Source organism: Streptomyces sp. NPDC041784 (genome assembly GCF_055591025.1).
This window is the reverse complement of record NZ_JBVJAB010000004.1, coordinates 587275-602457: the sequence shown is the minus strand read 5'-3', so window position 1 is coordinate 602457 and position 15183 is coordinate 587275. Positions and strand designations below refer to the sequence as shown.

Below are 15183 nucleotides of genomic sequence, written 5' to 3'. Positions count from 1 at the left end.
GTGTGACGGGGCCGGGCGATGGGTGGCGGCGTCGAGTGGATGTCAGGCGGTCGGGCGGATGCGTGACGGGGCCGGGCGACGTGTGGTGGGGCGGGGGGTGTGTGACGGGGCGAGTGGATGCGTCGCGGGCTGGGTGGATGTGTGACGGGGCCGGGCGATGGGTGGCGGCGTCGAGTGGATGTCAGGCGGTCGGGCGGATGCGTGACGGGGCCGGGCGACGTGTGGTGGGGCGGGCGGGGTGTGACGGGGCCGGGCGACGTGTGACGGCTCGGGCGGTGTGTGTGATGGGGGCAAGTGGATGCGTGACCGGGGCGAGTGGATTTTTGGCGGGCGGGCGGGCGATGTGTCAGGGGCTCGGTGAGTGGTTGTGGAACCGTTGTCGGGCTGTTGCCGTGGATCACAGGTTCCTGCGTCATCATCGGCGCGCGCCCCGGCCGTAACGGTCCTGTTCAGGGGCCTGTGATTCTGGGGGAGCGATGAGTACGGATTCCGGCGGGGTGCTGCGGCTGCCCGAGGCGGCGATACCCGAGGGCTGCCGGCCCTGGGACGGCGAGGCGGCTCGGCGGTGGGCGCGGGCGCTGCCGCCGCGCTGGGTGCCGGTGCGGGCGCGGACGTCGCTGCTCGTGGGGCTTCCGCTGCTGGCGGTGGCCGGTGCCGGGCTGCTGGGCGAGTACGCCGTGCTGCCCCCCTGGGGCGCCGCGCTGGTCGCCCTGCCCTTCGTCTGGGCGCTGCTGCGGCCCGAAGCCGCGCGGATCCTCGTACCGGTCGCCGTGGTCGTGGTCCTCGTCCTCGGGGACGCCTCCTGGGCGGTGCGGCTGGGGCTCGTGGCGGCGCTCGCCGCCGTCTGGGCGGCCGTGCTGGTGCGGCTGGCCGCGCTCGGGCCGCAGCGGGAGGCGGCGCTCACGGCCGCCGGGGGCGTGACCGTCGTACTGCCGCAGGCGGCGGCCGGACGTCCGGAGCGGGGGACGTTCCTCTTCTGGTCGGGGCTCCTCGTGGTCGTGGCGGGTGGCGTGCTGTACGCCACCGCGGGCCTCTGGGACGCGCCCGGCGACCGGCAGGGGGTCCCGGCGGCGGGCTGGTGCCTGGCCGGGCTCGGGCTCACCGTGCTGCTCTCGGCGGCGCTGGCGCGACACCGCGCGGCCGGTCTGCGCGGGGCGCCGGTGCCCGTGCTCAGGGTGCTGGTGCGGGAGAACGCCGACGTCGACAACGAGGTGTTCGCGGCCGACGACGAGGACGCGCTGCGGCCGTTGTTCACGGTCGCCACCCGGGAGATCGACGACGAGGACGACGACGAGGACGACGACGAGGACGACGACGAGGACGACGGTGACGGGGAGGGCGAGGGCGAGGACGACGAGGACCTGCGGGAACTGTTCGACCGCGTCGCCGACGGACAGGCCGGGCCCCTGCGCGAGGCCGTCCTGTACGGGGTGCCCCACGACGGTGCCGAGGTCGTGTTCCTGGTCGCCGCGGAGCAGGCCGACGAGCCGCCCGTGATGGAGGTGAGCGTGGGGGCGGTGCGGCCGCTGACCGAGTGGACCGTCCGGCGCCGGGACGCGGTGGCGCGGGGCAGGGCGACCCGGGAGGCACGGTACGAGGAACTGCGCCGGACCGCCGCCGACCGGGTGCGCCGCGAGGCTCACGAGGGGGCCGTGAAGACACGGCGGTGGCGCGCCGGGTGGCCGGACTGGTTCACGGGCCTGCTGGCGCTGGCGTACGCCGGCCTCTTCTGGGACGACTCCGGGTGGTGGCGTTACGTCACCGGTTTCGGCCTGACGCTGGTCGCCGCGCTGCTGCTGCCGCGCCGGCTGGCGTGGCGGATCACCGCCGACCGCGAGGGGTTGTGGCTCAACGGTTTCCGGGGGGCCGCCCGGCAGCTCACCTGGGACCGGATCCGGATCGTGCGGACCGAGGGCGCCTCGCTGACAGTGGACAGCAAGCGGGCGTCCTTCGCGGAGTGGAACGTCCACTCGCCCCGCTGGACCTGGCTGGAGCGCAGGCTCGGTGTGATGCACCCGTACGAGCGGCTGGCCGCCGAGATCACCGCGATGTGGCGGGACCCGGAACTGCGGCCGGTGGGCATGAGCGACGAACGGCAGCGGGGTCGGGCGCTGTGGCCGCTCGGGGTGGTCATCGGGGTGGTGGGGACGGCGGCGGTGATTTTCCTGCCGTAAACGCTTTCCGGCGGTTTTCTTTCCGGCCCCCGTGGCGCCCCCTGTGGCGCCCCCTGTGGCGCCCCCTGTGGCGCCCCCGTGGTGCCGAGCCGCCCGCATGGGGGCCCGGCACTCAGGTGGCCGTGCGGGGGGCGGGGTTCAGCCCACGACGTCCACGAAGACGCCCGCCGACACCGCGGCCGCCGTCTCGGCCGTGCCCGCGTCGGACCAGCGGTAGGAGCCGTCGGTGTAGGCGTGGACGCCGGTGGACAGGGTGCCGTCGGCGGCGGTCGTGACGGTCTTCAGGGTGCAGTACGTGCTGCTGCCCTTCGGGCGGAACTGGAGCTCCACGGGCTGTCCGGCCGAGGCGGGCACGGAGGTGCCGGTCGCCCAGCCGGCGTGCCGCACACCGCCCGTGACGGTGAGGGCGCGGCCCCACTTCACGCGCTTGGGGTTCGCGTCGACGGCCACCTGGGTGTCGCGCCGGACACCGAAGGTGGCCGCGCTGTTCAGGAACACGGCGTCGCTGTCCGCGGCTATGGCGTAGGCGCTGACGCTCCAGGTGGAGGTGTCCTCGGCGGCCGCGGCCCGGGCAAGCTGACCCGCCGCCAGGAACACCGCCGCGTCAGGGCATCCCGCCGCGACGCCCACCGCTTCGCGGCCCGCGACTCGACCGGGGCGCCGACGCCGGCCGCGCCCCGGACCGAGCCCGCCGCCCCGCGCCCCGGACCGAGCCCGCCGCCCCGCACCCCGGCCCGAGCCCGCCGCCCCGCACGCCGACCCGACACCGAACGGCCCGACACCGAACAGCAGGCGGCCCGCGTCTCCGACAGTTGCGCGTTCTTCCTCGCCGAGCAGGGCACGCCCGGGGCGATCGTCGAACACGCCTCCACGCACGCGATGTTCAACAGCCCGCAGGACCCGCGGACGTCGGACTACGTGAACGGACGCTTCGGATAAGGGGGGCGGGTCGGCTCGGGACCCGACACGGGGTTGCGCGACCGGCACCGGTGCGAACCCCGTGTCCGGCCCGAGCACGGCATCCCGCCTGACGTGAGCCAGGGGGGCGCGGGACACCTGGGTGACGGACGCGCTCAAGGGGGGAAGGCGAGCGCGTTCCGCACTGCCCTCCAGCATGCGGCGCGAGGGCGCCCGGGCGGGCGTCCGAGGAGCGTGCGACGGCCCAACTCCACGTGAATCAAGGGGTACTTGACCACAGCTGAGCCGTGCGCGCGAGGGTACGGCTCAGATGCCGGCGGCGGCCGACAGGTCCCGCTTGATCGCCGCGAGCAGCTCGCCCGCCCGCTCGTGCGCGGCCGGGAGACCGGCGTGCGCCGCGACCGGCACCACGACCTCCAGGTAGCACTTCAGCTTGGGCTCGGTGCCGCTGGGGCGGACGATGACGCGGGCGCCGTCGAGGGTGTAGCGCAGCCCGTCGGTGGGCGGCAGCGTCTCGGTGCCCCGGGTCAGGTCCTCGGCGCGGGTGATCGCCAGGCCCGCGAGCGAGGTCGGCGGCGCGGTGCGCAGCCGCTCCATGGCACGGGCGATGAGGGACAGGTCCTGCACCCGGACCGAGAGCTGGTCGGTGGCGTGCAGCCCGTGCTCCACGGCGAGGTCGTCGAGCAGGTCGAGGAGGGTGCGGCCCTCCTCCTTCAGCGTCGACGCCAGCTCGGTGATCAGCAGGGCGGCGGTGATGCCGTCCTTGTCGCGGACGCCCTCCGGGTCCACGCAGTAGCCGAGGGCCTCCTCGTAGCCGTAGCGCAGACCGTCGACGCGGGCGATCCACTTGAAACCGGTGAGGGTCTCCTCGTAGGGCAGTCCCGCCTTCTCGGCGATGCGGCCGAGGAGGGAGGAGGAGACGATCGACTCGGCGAACGTGCCGCGCGCGCCGCGGGCGACCAGGTGGGCGGCGAGCAGGGAGCCGACCTCGTCCCCGCGGAGCATCCGCCAGGCGCCCTCCCGGTCCTTGACGGCCACGGCGCAGCGGTCGGCGTCCGGGTCGTTGGCGATGATCAGGTCGGGGTCGGTCTCCCGGGCCCGCGCGAAGGCGAGGTCCATCGCGCCGGGCTCCTCCGGATTGGGGAACGCGACGGTCGGGAAGTCGGGGTCGGGCTCGGCCTGTTCGGCGACGAGCACGGGCTCCGGGAAGCCGGCCCGGGCGAAGGCGGCGAGCAGCACGTCCTTGCCGACGCCGTGCATCGCCGTGTAGACGGTGCGGGCGGTGCGCGGGGAGCCGGCGGCGAGGACGGCGTCCGTCCGGGCGAGATAGGCGTCCAGGACGGAGTCGTCGAGGGTTTCCCAGCCGCCGTCCGGCCGGGGCACGTCGTCCAGGCTGCGGACCGCGGCGATCTCGGCGGCGATCTCGGCGTCGGCGGGCGGCACGATCTGGGAACCGTCGCCCAGATAGACCTTGTAGCCGTTGTCACGGGGCGGGTTGTGACTGGCGGTGACCTCGACTCCGGCGGCCGCGCCGAGGTGCCTTATGGCGTAGGCCAGGACGGGCGTGGGCAGCGGCCGGGGCAGGACGGCCGCCCGCAGCCCGGCGCCGGTCATCACGGCGGCGGTGTCCCGGGCGAACTCGGCGGACTTGTGACGGGCGTCGTAGCCGATCACGACCAGCCCGCCGCGCTGCCCCTTGCCGTCGAGGTACGCGGCGAGACCGGCGGCGGCGCGGATCACGACCGAGCGGTTCATCCGCATCGGGCCGGCCCCGAGCTCACCGCGCAGGCCGGCGGTGCCGAACTGGAGGGTGCCGCCGAACCGGTCGGCCAGCTCCTTGACGTCCCCGGCCTCGATGAGCTCGGCGAGTTCCGCCCGGGTCTCCGGGTCGGGGTCCTCGGCGAGCCATGCGTGGGCCTGTGCGATGAGATCGTCGTGCACGTCCGGGTCAACCTCTCGTGTGTGGTCGTGACTTTCCTCGCCCCGCGGGTCCAGGGGGCGGAGCCCCCCGGTGCCGTGGTTACAGCCGGCCCAGCACCTGGCCCAGCAGGGAGCCCATCCGGGTCGCCGAGTCGCGGCCCGCCTGGAGGACCTCCTCGTGGTTCAGCGGCTCACCGGTCATGCCCGCCGCGAGGTTGGTGACCAGGGAGATGCCCAGCACCTCCGCGCCCGCCTCACGCGCCGCGATGGCCTCCAGCACCGTGGACATGCCCACCAGGTCCGCCCCGATCACCCGGGCCATGCGGATCTCGGCCGGGGTCTCGTAGTGCGGGCCGGGGAACTGGGCGTAGACGCCCTCCTCCAGCGTGGGGTCGATCTCCTTGCACAGGGCGCGAAGCCGCGGCGAGTACAGATCGGTGAGGTCGACGAAGTTCGCGCCGATGATCGGCGAGGTCGCCGTGAGGTTGATGTGGTCGCTGATCAGGACCGGCTGCCCGGGGCGCATGCCCTCGCGCAGACCGCCGCAGCCGTTGGTCAGGACGATCGTCTTGCAGCCGGCCGCCACCGCGGTGCGCACGCCGTGCGCGACGGCGGCGACGCCCCGGCCCTCGTAGTAGTGGGTGCGGCCCAGGAACACCAGGGCGCGCTTCTCGCCGATCCGGTACGAGCGGATCTTGCCACCGTGGCCCTCGACCGCCGGCGGCGGGAAGCCGGGCAGCTCGGTGACCTGGAACTCGGCGTCGGGAGCGCCCAGCGCGTCCACGGCCGGTGCCCAGCCGGAGCCCATCACGAGGGCGACGTCGTGGGTCTCGGCGCCGGTCAGTTCGCGCAGGCGCGCGGCCGCGGCGTCGGCGGCGGCGTGGGGGTCGCCCTGGATGTCGTCCGGGAGAAGAGATGCGTTCACGCGGATGAGCCTAGCCGGTCAATGCCTACGCGCGTAGATGACAGAGCCCACGGGAAGGGGATCGTTGTCTTGTCGTTTCCAACCAAGCGGCTGACCAAGCGGCTGACCAAGCGGCTGACCAAGCGGCCGACCAAGCGGCCGACCGAGCGGCATACCGGCTGACCGAGCGGCCGGCCAGGCGGCACGGCGGTCACTCCTCCGGAACGAGTACGTCCTGGTCGCTGAAGACCTCGACCACGAAGACGAGCAGCCGGCCACGACTGACGATGTACTCCGCGAAGACGTGCTGCGTGAGCCGGACGGTGCGGTCGTCACCCGAGGCGCTGACGGCGCGGGACGCGGGGAGGTAGGGGTCGCGGGCCAGCACGTCGATGCCCCGGTCGAACCTGGCGCGCTCCCGCGCGTCCAGTCCTTCCCGCACCGCCGCGGCCTGCTCGGTGTAGTGGACCTCGTATCCGTGCCGTGTCCCGCTCATGCACACCAGGATCGATCAGCAGGGCCGCTTCCGCAGCTCCATCACGTAGTCGTGCGGCGCCCCCGCCGACTCCGCCGCGTCGGCGATCTCGCCCAGGTACCGCGCCGACGGCAGCCCGCCCTCGTACCCGTTCAGCACGTACACCCAGGCACTCGTCTCGCCGTCCAGCGTGTGCACCCGCACCCGGAGCCGGCGGTAGATGCCGAGGCCCACGCCCTCCCACCGGTCCAGGGACTCCTCGTCCATCGGCGTGAGGTCGTACAGCGCCACGAAGACCTGCGCGCCGGGGTCGTCGGTGGCCTCGACGACGGTCGCCAGCGCGCCCTCCCAGCCGAGCTGCTCGCCGCCGAAGGTCAGCCGCCAGCCGTTCAGCCAGCCCGTCGCGCGCAGGGGCGAGTGCGGGGCGCGGCGGGTCATCAGCCGCGCGTCGAGGTTGCCGGCGTACGCGGCGTAGAGCGACATGGAAGGAGAGTACGGCAGGCCGCACACGTGTCACTCCCGTAACGGAGGGCCCCCGCCCGGCCCCCGGACGAGTGTCACCCCCACCCGTGCGGGACAATGGGGTACGTGACTCGGATCGTGATCATCGGTGGCGGACCCGGCGGCTATGAAGCTGCCCTGGTGGCCGCGCAGCTCGGCGCGGAGGTGACCGTCGTCGACTGCGACGGTCTGGGCGGAGCGTCGGTGCTGACCGACTGCGTGCCGTCGAAGACCCTGATCGCCACGGCAGAGGTGATGACCACCTTCGACTCCTCGTACGAGGAGCTGGGCATCATCGTCGCCGACGACACCCCGCCGCTGGAGCAGTCGGCCCGGGTCGTCGGGGTGGACCTCGGAAAGGTCAACCGACGGGTGAAGCGCCTCGCGCTCGCCCAGTCGCACGACATCACCGCCTCGGTCACCCGGGCCGGCGCCCGGGTGCTGCGCGGCCGCGCCCGGCTGGAGGGCATGCAGGCCCTCGACGGCTCCCGCAAGGTCGTGGTCGCCGCCGCCGACGGCACCGAGGAGACCCTCACCGCCGACGCCGTCCTGATCGCCACCGGCGGCCACCCGCGCGAGCTGCCGGACGCCCAGCCCGACGGCGAGCGCATCCTGAACTGGACCCAGGTCTATGACCTCGCCGAGCTGCCCGAGGAGCTCATCGTGGTCGGCTCCGGCGTCACCGGCGCCGAGTTCGCCGGCGCCTACCAGGCCCTCGGCTCCAAGGTCACCCTGGTCTCCTCCCGCGACCGCGTGCTGCCCGGCGAGGACCCGGACGCCGCCGCCGTCCTCGAGGACGTCTTCCGCCGCCGCGGCATGAACGTCATGGCCCGCTCCCGCGCCGAGTCCGCCAAGCGGGTCGGCGACCGGGTCGAGGTCACCCTCGCCGACGGGCGGGTCATCAGCGGCTCGCACTGCCTGATGGCCGTCGGCGCCATCCCCAACAGCGAGGGGCTGGGCCTGGAGGAGGCGGGCGTCCGGGTCCGCGAGTCCGGTCACATCTGGACCGACAGGGTGTCGCGGACGACCGCCCCGGGCGTCTACGCGGCCGGTGACGTGACCGGTGTGTTCGCGCTCGCGTCCGTCGCCGCCATGCAAGGACGTATCGCCATGTACCACTTCCTCGGCGACGCGGTGGCCCCGCTCAACCTCAAGACGGTCTCCTCCAACGTCTTCACCGACCCGGAGATCGCCACCGTCGGCTACAGCCAGGCCGACGTCGACGCCGGCAAGATCGACGCCCGGGTCGTCAAGCTCCCGCTGCTGCGCAACCCGCGCGCCAAGATGCAGGGCATCCGCGACGGCTTCGTCAAGATCTTCTGCCGTCCGGGCACGGGGATCGTCGTCGGCGGTGTGGTCGTCTCCCCGCGCGCCTCGGAACTGATCCACCCCATCTCGATCGCTGTCGACAACAATCTGACGGTCGAACAGATCGCGAACGCGTTCACCGTGTACCCCTCCCTTTCGGGGTCGATCGCCGAGGTGGCCCGGCAGCTGCACACCCGCAAGGCGGCGGGGGAGGCCTGACGGGAGGCGTCGGTGCCGGATTCGGGGTCCTATACCACTCCCCGTCCCTCTGTGCGAACAACTTCTACTATTCGGCGCAAAGAGCTGAAAGCAGACGGTCGCCCGCGTTACTGTCAGTTTCGTGTTCGCTGCAGAACGTCGCCAATTGATTCTCGAAATGGTGCGAGCGAACGGGGCCGTGTCGCTCCGTGAACTCGCCCGCGTCGTCCAGACCTCCGAAGTGACCGTACGGCGGGACGTGCGCGCACTGGAGGCAGAAGGACTCCTCGACCGCCGGCACGGCGGTGCGGTATTGCCGGGCGGGTTCACGCGGGAGTCCGGCTTTCCGCAGAAATCCCATCTCGCGACCGCCGAAAAGACCGCCATCGCGGACCTCGCCGCCAACTTCGTCGAAGAGGGCGAGGCCATCGTGGTCGGGGCGGGCACCACCACCCAGGAGCTGGCCCGCCGGCTCGCCCGGGTGCCCGGCCTGACCGTCGTCACCAACTCCCTGCTGGTGGCGCAGGCCCTGGCCCACGCCAACAGGGTCGAGGTCGTGATGACCGGCGGCACCCTGCGCGGCTCCAACTACGCCCTGGTGGGCAGCGGTGCCGAACAGTCCCTCCAGGGCCTGAGGGTCTCCCGCGCGTTCCTCTCCGGGAGCGGGCTGACCGCCGAGCGCGGACTGTCCACGTCCAACATGCTCTCGGCGTCCGTGGACCGGGCGCTGGTGCAGGCCGCCGCCGAGGTCGTCGTGCTCGCCGACCACACCAAGCTCGGCACCGACACCATGTTCCAGACCGTGCCCACGGACCTCATCACCCGGCTCGTCACCGACGAACCGCCCGCCCACGACGACCGCGCCGCCACCGAACTCCAGGCCCTCGCGGACCAGGGGGTGCAGATCGCCGTGGCCGGGGCGTCGGGCAGCCAGGGGGGTGACGCGGTCCCGGCGCGCCCCCAGCAGCAGCGCCGGGACGTCCCCCTGCCGGCCCCGCGCCGCAGCCAGGTGCCGGGCGCCGCGGCGGGCCTGCGCGCGGCCGCGGTCCTGGGCGAACAGCCCTCCGGCGCCGAACGCGCCCGGGTCGCGGACCTGCGCCGCCGCTGAGCCGTCCCGGCGGACAGCGCCGGCACGGCCCGTTCACCGGGGAACGCGAAGCGCCCGGTGGACTCGTCGTTCCGGTCCGCCGGGCGCTTCGACAGGTACTGCGGGACGTCAGTCCTTGATCTCGCAGATCACCGCGCCGGAGGTGACGGACGCGCCGACCTCGGCCGCGAGGCCCTTGACCGTGCCGGAACGGTGGGCGTTCAGCGGCTGCTCCATCTTCATGGCCTCCAGGACGACGACCAGGTCGCCCTCCTTGACCTCCTGGCCCTCCTCGACCGCGACCTTGACGATCGTGCCCTGCATCGGGGAGGCCAGGGTGTCGCCGGAGGCGACGGGGCCGGACTTCTTCGCCGCGCGGCGCTTGGGCTTGGCGCCCGCCGCGAGACCCGTCCGGGCCAGGGACATGCCGAGCGAGGACGGGAGGGAGACCTCCAGCCGCTTGCCGCCGACCTCGACGACGATCGTCTCGCGGTCCCCGTCCTCCTCGGCCTCGGTGTCGGCCGGGGTGGCGAAGGCCGGGATCTCGTTGACGAACTCGGTCTCGATCCAGCGGGTGTGGACCGTGAACGGCTCCTGGCTGCCCGTCAGCTCGGGGGCGAACGCCGGGTCCGCCACCACCGCGCGGTGGAACGGGATGGCCGTGGCCATGCCCTCGACCTGGAACTCCGCCAGCGCGCGGGCCGCCCGCTGGAGCGCCTGCTCACGGGTGGCACCGGTGACGATCAGCTTGGCCAGCAGCGAGTCCCACGCCGGGCCGATGACCGAACCGGACTCCACCCCCGCGTCCAGCCGCACGCCCGGACCGGACGGCGGGCTGAAGGCGGTGACGGTGCCGGGCGCCGGGAGGAAGTTACGGCCCGGGTCCTCGCCGTTGATCCGGAACTCGAAGGAATGACCGCGCAGCTCCGGGTCGCCGTAGCCCAGCTCCTCGCCGTCGGCGATCCGGAACATCTCGCGGACCAGGTCGATGCCCGCGACCTCCTCGGTCACCGGGTGCTCGACCTGGAGGCGCGTGTTGACCTCCAGGAACGAGATCGTCCCGTCGACACCGACGAGGAACTCCACGGTGCCGGCGCCGACGTAGCCGGCCTCCTTGAGGATGGCCTTCGAGGAGGAGTACAGCTCGGCGACCTGCTCGTCGGAGAGGAACGGCGCCGGGGCCTCCTCGACCAGCTTCTGGTGACGGCGCTGCAGGGAGCAGTCACGGGTGGAGACGACCACCACGTTGCCGTGGCTGTCGGCCAGGCACTGCGTCTCCACGTGCCGCGGCTTGTCGAGGTAGCGCTCGACGAAGCACTCGCCCCGGCCGAAGGCGGCGACCGCCTCGCGGACCGCGGACTCGTACAGCTCGGGGACCTCTTCCAGCGTCCGGGCGACCTTCAGACCACGGCCGCCACCGCCGAAGGCCGCCTTGATCGCGATCGGCAGACCGTGCTGCTCGGCGAAGGCGACGACCTCCTCGGCGCCCGAGACCGGGTCCGGGGTGCCGGCCACCAGCGGCGCGCCGGCGCGCTGGGCGATGTGCCGGGCGGCCACCTTGTCGCCGAGGTCGCGGATGGCCTGCGGCGGCGGGCCGATCCAGATCAGGCCCGCGTCCAGGACCGCCTGGGCGAAGTCGGCGTTCTCGGACAGGAAGCCGTAGCCCGGGTGGACGGCGTCGGCGCCGGACTCGCGCGCGGCGTTCAGGACCTTCGCCATGTCCAGGTAGCTGGTCGCCGGAGTGTCACCGCCCAGGGCGAACGCCTCGTCCGCGGCCCGGACATGCAGAGCGTCCCGGTCCGGCTCGGCGTACACGGCCACGCTCGCGATGCCGGCATCCCGGCACGCCCGGGCAACGCGGACTGCGATTTCGCCACGGTTGGCGATGAGCACCTTGCGCACGATTGAGGCTCCCTCCTTGAAACAAGCCGAGTTTAGGGACTGCCGACACGGCACATCGACCCGTCCCCAAAGGTGAGCTTGCCCACACGGAGCGTGATGCGAGGCTCACTCGACCGCGAAATCCCTTGTAGTACCGCCGTACGCAGCACTCCTCCCGGCAACCCTAGCCCCCTGATGTGGTCAAGGTCTCTGTGAGGGCGTGCTGCGGCCCACTCCGTTTCTTTGTGGAGTCCCTACGAATGGCCCAACGATTCTTTGCCGGGCGCAGAACCCTTGTCCCGCGGTTTACCCGTTAGTAGCGTTCACGATGTCTCGAACGTACTAGGGGTAACCGCAGTCTTGCTCGGGCGGCAGTCGAAAGTGGGTGGGGACCGGTGGTCCGTAGACCGGTGGCATGGATCGTGGCGGTCGTGCTCTTCGCGGAGGCGCTCGGTATCGCCGCGCTGCAGTGGTTCATGGGTGTGGTGGTGGACCGGCAGGACATGTCGCTGGCCGGCCTGGACCCGGACGTGATGTCGACGTCGTCGAAGGCGGGCGGGATCGTCTTCGGGCTCTACTTCGCCTTCTGCGGACTGGTCGCCCTGCTGGTGGCCCTCCGCAACCGCCCGCCGGTCGGCCTCGGCCGCGTCCTGCTGATCAGCGTGGCCGTGGTGCACGGCCTGCTGGGCGCGGTCGCCTGGGGCCTGCTCGGCGTGCCGCAGTTCCTGTTCATGATCGTGATGCTCACCCTGATCGTGCTGCTCCTGATGACGTACGACGCCCAGGAGCGGCCCGCTGCGGGGCAGCCGGGGCCCGCGCAGGGCCCGGACGGCCCGCAGGACGCGGCGGCGGCCGACGCGGGCCGCGGGGCCCCGGGAACGGCCGCCGAGGGCCCGGCGGGCCGGCGGCCGGACGAGGAGCCCGAGGGGGCGGGGGCGAAGGAGACGGGAGCGAAGGACGCGGCGGTGCGGGACACATCGGTGCGCGACGCGGTGGTGAAGGACGCCGGGCCCGTCGTGGTCAGTGCTCCGCCGGCGCCCACAACTCCGTGATGTTCACGCCCAGTTGGGCCAGCAGCTTGCGGACCAGGGGCAGGCTGATGCCGATCACGTTGCCGTGGTCGCCGTCGATGCCGTCGATGAACGGTGCCGAGCGGCCGTCGAGGGTGAACGCGCCCGCGACGTAGAGCGGTTCGCCCGAGGCGACGTACGCGGCGATCTCCTCGTCCGTCGGGTCGCCGAAGCGGACCACGGTGGAGGCGGTGGCCGAGACGTACCGCCCGGTGAGGGTGTCGTAGACGCAGTGCCCGGTCTGGAGGGTGCCCGCGCGCCCGCGCATCGCCTTCCAGCGGGCCGTGGCCTCCTCGGCGTCCGCCGGCTTGCCCAGCGCCTCGCCGTCCAGGTCGAGCACCGAGTCGCAGCCGATCACCAGGGCGCCCTTGACCGCGGGCTTCGCGGCCACCACGGAGGCCTTCGCCTCGGCCAGCGCGAGCGCCAGGTCGGCCGGGGTGGAGGCGGTGACGGCGTCCTCGTCGACCCCGCTGACGATCACCTCGGGGGTGAGGCCGGCCTGGCGCAGCAGGTTCAGTCGGGCGGGGGACTGGGAGGCGAGGACGAGTCGGCGCATGCGGTCAGGGTAGCGCCGGTGCGCGGTCATCTCAGGCCGAGCACGATCATCGCGATGAGCATGGCCGCCGCCAGGAAGAAGCCGAGCCGCCTGAGGGTCTCCTGCATGTCGCGCAGTTCCTCGGGCGGCTCGTTCTCAGGGTCGGACCACAGCATTCCACCAGCGTGGAGCCTGGGCCGGGGGCGGCGCCTGAGTAGGCGTACTCAAATCGGCGCCGTGAGTCGTTCCGCGGGGGGCGCGGTTCCCCGCGCCCCCCGCAGAGCCTCCGGTCACGCCGGCCAATACGTGCGGGTCCACGATGCCTGGCCCGGCTGGGGGACGCGGCGGGTCGCGATCCTCGCCGGGTCGGACCACGCGTCCCTCGGACCTTCCGCGCCGGACGGCGCCGCCGCTGCCGCCGCGGCGCGGGCTCTGACCACCGCCAGGGCGGCGGCCAGCTCCTCCGGGGTCGGGTTGCCCCGTACGACCTTGATGGTCACCGTCACTCCTGGGGGCTAGAGGGGGATGTTGCCGTGCTTCTTCGGGGGCAGTGATGCCCGCTTGGTGCGCAGCTGACGCAGGCCGCGCACGATGTGGCGGCGGGTGTCGGACGGCATGATCACGGAGTCGATGTAGCCGCGCTCGGCCGCGATGTACGGGTTGAGGAGGGTGTCCTCGTACTCCCGGATCAGCCGGGCGCGGACCGCCTCCAGGTCCTCGCCGTTCGCCTCCGCCTCGGCGATCGTGCGCCGGTGCAGGATGTTGACCGCGCCCTGGGCGCCCATCACGGCGATCTGGGCGGTCGGCCAGGCCAGGTTGAGGTCGGCGCCCAGGTGCTTGGAGCCCATGACGTCGTAGGCGCCGCCGAAGGCCTTGCGGGTGATGACGGTGATCAGCGGGACGGTCGCCTCGGCGTACGCGTAGATCAGCTTGGCGCCGCGGCGGATGATGCCGTCGTGCTCCTGGCCGACGCCGGGCAGGAAGCCGGGCACGTCCACGAACGTGATGACCGGGACGTTGAAGGCGTCGCAGGTGCGCACGAAACGCGCCGCCTTCTCGGACGCCGTGATGTCCAGACAGCCGGCGAACTGCATCGGCTGGTTGGCGACGATCCCGACCGGGTGGCCCTCGACCCGGCCGAAGCCGGTGAGGATGTTCGGGGCGAACAGCGCCTGCGTCTCGAAGAACTCGGCGTCGTCCAGCACGTGTTCGATCACCGTGTGCATGTCGTACGGCTGGTTGGCGCTGTCCGGGACGAGCGTGTCCAGTTCGAGGTCCTCGCCGGTGACGGCGAGGTCCGCCTCCTCCGGGAACACCGGGGCCTCGGAGAGGTTGTTGGACGGCAGGTACGACAGCAGCTGCTTGACGTACTCGATGGCGTCCTTCTCGTCGCCGGCCATGTGGTGCGCCACGCCCGAGACGGAGTTGTGGGTGCGGGCGCCGCCCAGCTCCTCGAAGCCGACGTCCTCACCGGTGACCGTCTTGATGACGTCCGGGCCGGTGATGAACATGTGCGAGGTCTGGTCGACCATCACCGTGAAGTCGGTGATCGCGGGGGAGTACACCGCGCCGCCCGCGCAGGGACCGACGACGAGCGAGATCTGCGGGATGACACCGCTCGCGTGGGTGTTGCGGCGGAAGATCTCGCCGTAGGCGCCCAGCGAGGCCACGCCCTCCTGGATCCGGGCGCCGCCGGAGTCGTTGATGCCGATGACCGGGCAGCCGGTCTTCAGCGCGAAGTCCATCACCTTGACGATCTTCTGGCCGTAGACCTCGCCCAGCGCTCCGCCGAAGACCGTGAAGTCCTGGGAGAAGACGGCGACCGGACGGCCGTCGACCGTGCCGTAGCCGGTCACCACGCCGTCGCCGTAGGGGCGGTTCTTCTCCAGGCCGAAGTTGGTGGAGCGGTGACGGGCGAACTCGTCCAACTCGACGAAGGAGCCGTCGTCCAGGAGCAGCTCGATGCGCTCACGGGCCGTCAACTTGCCCTTGGCGTGCTGCTTCTCGACGGCGCGCGCGGAGCCGGCATGCGTCGCCTCGTCGATACGACGCTGGAGATCCGCGAGCTTCCCCGCGGTCGTGTGAATGTCGATCCCTGGGATCTCGTGACGCTCTTCCGGCTCGGACATCGGGATGCGGCTCCCTGCCTGCTCAAAAGGGGGGACGGTTACTCATCCGTAGAGTAGTGGTGCGCCTACCAATCGGCAGTGCG

At 72.6% G+C, this 15183-nt stretch carries 13 protein-coding genes and 1 pseudogene; 4 read left to right on the top strand and 10 right to left on the bottom strand.

The window, feature by feature from the left end; all coding sequences use genetic code 11:
- Window positions 1-476 precede the first annotated feature (476 nt).
- On the top strand, window positions 477-2174 hold the full coding sequence (locus ACZ6D7_RS12175) for a hypothetical protein (protein WP_469487838.1): 1698 nt from the start codon (window positions 477-479) through the stop codon (window positions 2172-2174).
- A 138-nt stretch (window positions 2175-2312) separates the two neighbouring features.
- On the opposite strand, the gene ACZ6D7_RS12170 is transcribed toward ACZ6D7_RS12175, so the two are convergent.
- The 5 genes from ACZ6D7_RS12170 to ACZ6D7_RS12150 form a co-directional block, all read right to left on the bottom strand.
- A complete protein-coding gene (locus ACZ6D7_RS12170) occupies window positions 2313-3038 on the bottom strand; it encodes a hypothetical protein (protein ID WP_469487835.1) in 726 nt (241 codons plus the stop codon).
- Between the two features lie 360 nt (window positions 3039-3398).
- The gene (locus ACZ6D7_RS12165; protein WP_469487832.1) at window positions 3399-5033 is read right to left on the bottom strand and encodes a phospho-sugar mutase; all 1635 of its coding nucleotides are present in this window, start codon (window positions 5031-5033) and stop codon (window positions 3399-3401) included.
- 79 nt (window positions 5034-5112) lie between these two features.
- Window positions 5113-5937: a purine-nucleoside phosphorylase gene (locus ACZ6D7_RS12160; RefSeq protein WP_469487827.1), complete on the bottom strand. Its 825-nt coding sequence runs from the start codon at window positions 5935-5937 to the stop codon at window positions 5113-5115.
- A 190-nt stretch (window positions 5938-6127) separates the two neighbouring features.
- Window positions 6128-6412: a hypothetical protein gene (locus tag ACZ6D7_RS12155; RefSeq protein WP_469487824.1), complete on the bottom strand. Its 285-nt coding sequence runs from the start codon at window positions 6410-6412 to the stop codon at window positions 6128-6130.
- 15 nt (window positions 6413-6427) lie between these two features.
- Window positions 6428-6874: a gamma-glutamylcyclotransferase family protein gene (locus tag ACZ6D7_RS12150; RefSeq protein ID WP_469487821.1), complete on the bottom strand. Its 447-nt coding sequence runs from the start codon at window positions 6872-6874 to the stop codon at window positions 6428-6430.
- Window positions 6875-6970: 96 nt separating this feature from the next.
- Between ACZ6D7_RS12150 and ACZ6D7_RS12145 the strand changes: the two genes are divergently transcribed.
- Window positions 6971-8419, top strand: coding sequence for an NAD(P)H-quinone dehydrogenase (locus ACZ6D7_RS12145; RefSeq protein ID WP_469487815.1), 1449 nt, complete (start codon window positions 6971-6973; stop codon window positions 8417-8419).
- A 121-nt stretch (window positions 8420-8540) separates the two neighbouring features.
- Window positions 8541-9506 (top strand): DeoR/GlpR family DNA-binding transcription regulator, encoded by a 966-nt coding sequence (locus ACZ6D7_RS12140; RefSeq protein WP_469487810.1) that lies wholly within the window; start codon window positions 8541-8543, stop codon window positions 9504-9506.
- Window positions 9507-9614: 108 nt separating this feature from the next.
- Here the strand turns inward: ACZ6D7_RS12140 and ACZ6D7_RS12135 are convergent, their stop codons facing one another.
- Window positions 9615-11387: an acetyl/propionyl/methylcrotonyl-CoA carboxylase subunit alpha gene (locus tag ACZ6D7_RS12135; RefSeq protein ID WP_469487807.1), complete on the bottom strand. Its 1773-nt coding sequence runs from the start codon at window positions 11385-11387 to the stop codon at window positions 9615-9617.
- A gap of 374 nt (window positions 11388-11761) precedes the next feature.
- On the opposite strand from ACZ6D7_RS12135, the pseudogene ACZ6D7_RS12130 reads away from it, so the two are divergent.
- Window positions 11762-12199 (top strand): annotated as a pseudogene (locus ACZ6D7_RS12130) (hypothetical protein); the annotation flags it as partial.
- Window positions 12200-12386: 187 nt separating this feature from the next.
- On the opposite strand, the gene ACZ6D7_RS12125 reads toward ACZ6D7_RS12130, so the two are convergent.
- The 4 genes from ACZ6D7_RS12125 to ACZ6D7_RS12110 form a co-directional block, all read right to left on the bottom strand.
- On the bottom strand, window positions 12387-12992 hold the full coding sequence (locus ACZ6D7_RS12125) for a Maf family protein (RefSeq protein WP_469487803.1): 606 nt from the start codon (window positions 12990-12992) through the stop codon (window positions 12387-12389).
- Window positions 12993-13018: 26 nt separating this feature from the next.
- Window positions 13019-13147 (bottom strand): morphogenic membrane protein MmpB, encoded by a 129-nt coding sequence (gene mmpB / locus ACZ6D7_RS12120; RefSeq protein WP_469487801.1) that lies wholly within the window; start codon window positions 13145-13147, stop codon window positions 13019-13021.
- Window positions 13148-13261: 114 nt separating this feature from the next.
- A complete protein-coding gene (locus tag ACZ6D7_RS12115) occupies window positions 13262-13471 on the bottom strand; it encodes an acyl-CoA carboxylase epsilon subunit (RefSeq protein ID WP_469487798.1) in 210 nt (69 codons plus the stop codon).
- A 15-nt stretch (window positions 13472-13486) separates the two neighbouring features.
- A complete protein-coding gene (locus ACZ6D7_RS12110; RefSeq protein ID WP_469487795.1) occupies window positions 13487-15100 on the bottom strand; it encodes an acyl-CoA carboxylase subunit beta in 1614 nt (537 codons plus the stop codon).
- Window positions 15101-15183 lie beyond the last annotated feature (83 nt).

What these genes read in the sequence shown, in the direction of transcription:
- ACZ6D7_RS12150 (WP_469487821.1), bottom strand. Translation starts at nt 6,874, where the DNA reads ATGTCGCTCTACGCCGCGTACGCCGGCAACCTCGACGCGCGGCTGATG.
- mmpB (WP_469487801.1), bottom strand. Translation starts at nt 13,147, where the DNA reads ATGCTGTGGTCCGACCCTGAGAACGAGCCGCCCGAGGAACTGCGCGAC.
- ACZ6D7_RS12175 (WP_469487838.1), top strand. Translation starts at nt 477, where the DNA reads ATGAGTACGGATTCCGGCGGGGTGCTGCGGCTGCCCGAGGCGGCGATA.
- ACZ6D7_RS12145 (WP_469487815.1), top strand. Translation starts at nt 6,971, where the DNA reads ATGGGGTACGTGACTCGGATCGTGATCATCGGTGGCGGACCCGGCGGC.
- ACZ6D7_RS12110 (WP_469487795.1), bottom strand. Translation starts at nt 15,100, where the DNA reads ATGTCCGAGCCGGAAGAGCGTCACGAGATCCCAGGGATCGACATTCAC.
- ACZ6D7_RS12125 (WP_469487803.1), bottom strand. Translation starts at nt 12,992, where the DNA reads ATGCGCCGACTCGTCCTCGCCTCCCAGTCCCCCGCCCGACTGAACCTG.
- ACZ6D7_RS12155 (WP_469487824.1), bottom strand. Translation starts at nt 6,412, where the DNA reads ATGAGCGGGACACGGCACGGATACGAGGTCCACTACACCGAGCAGGCC.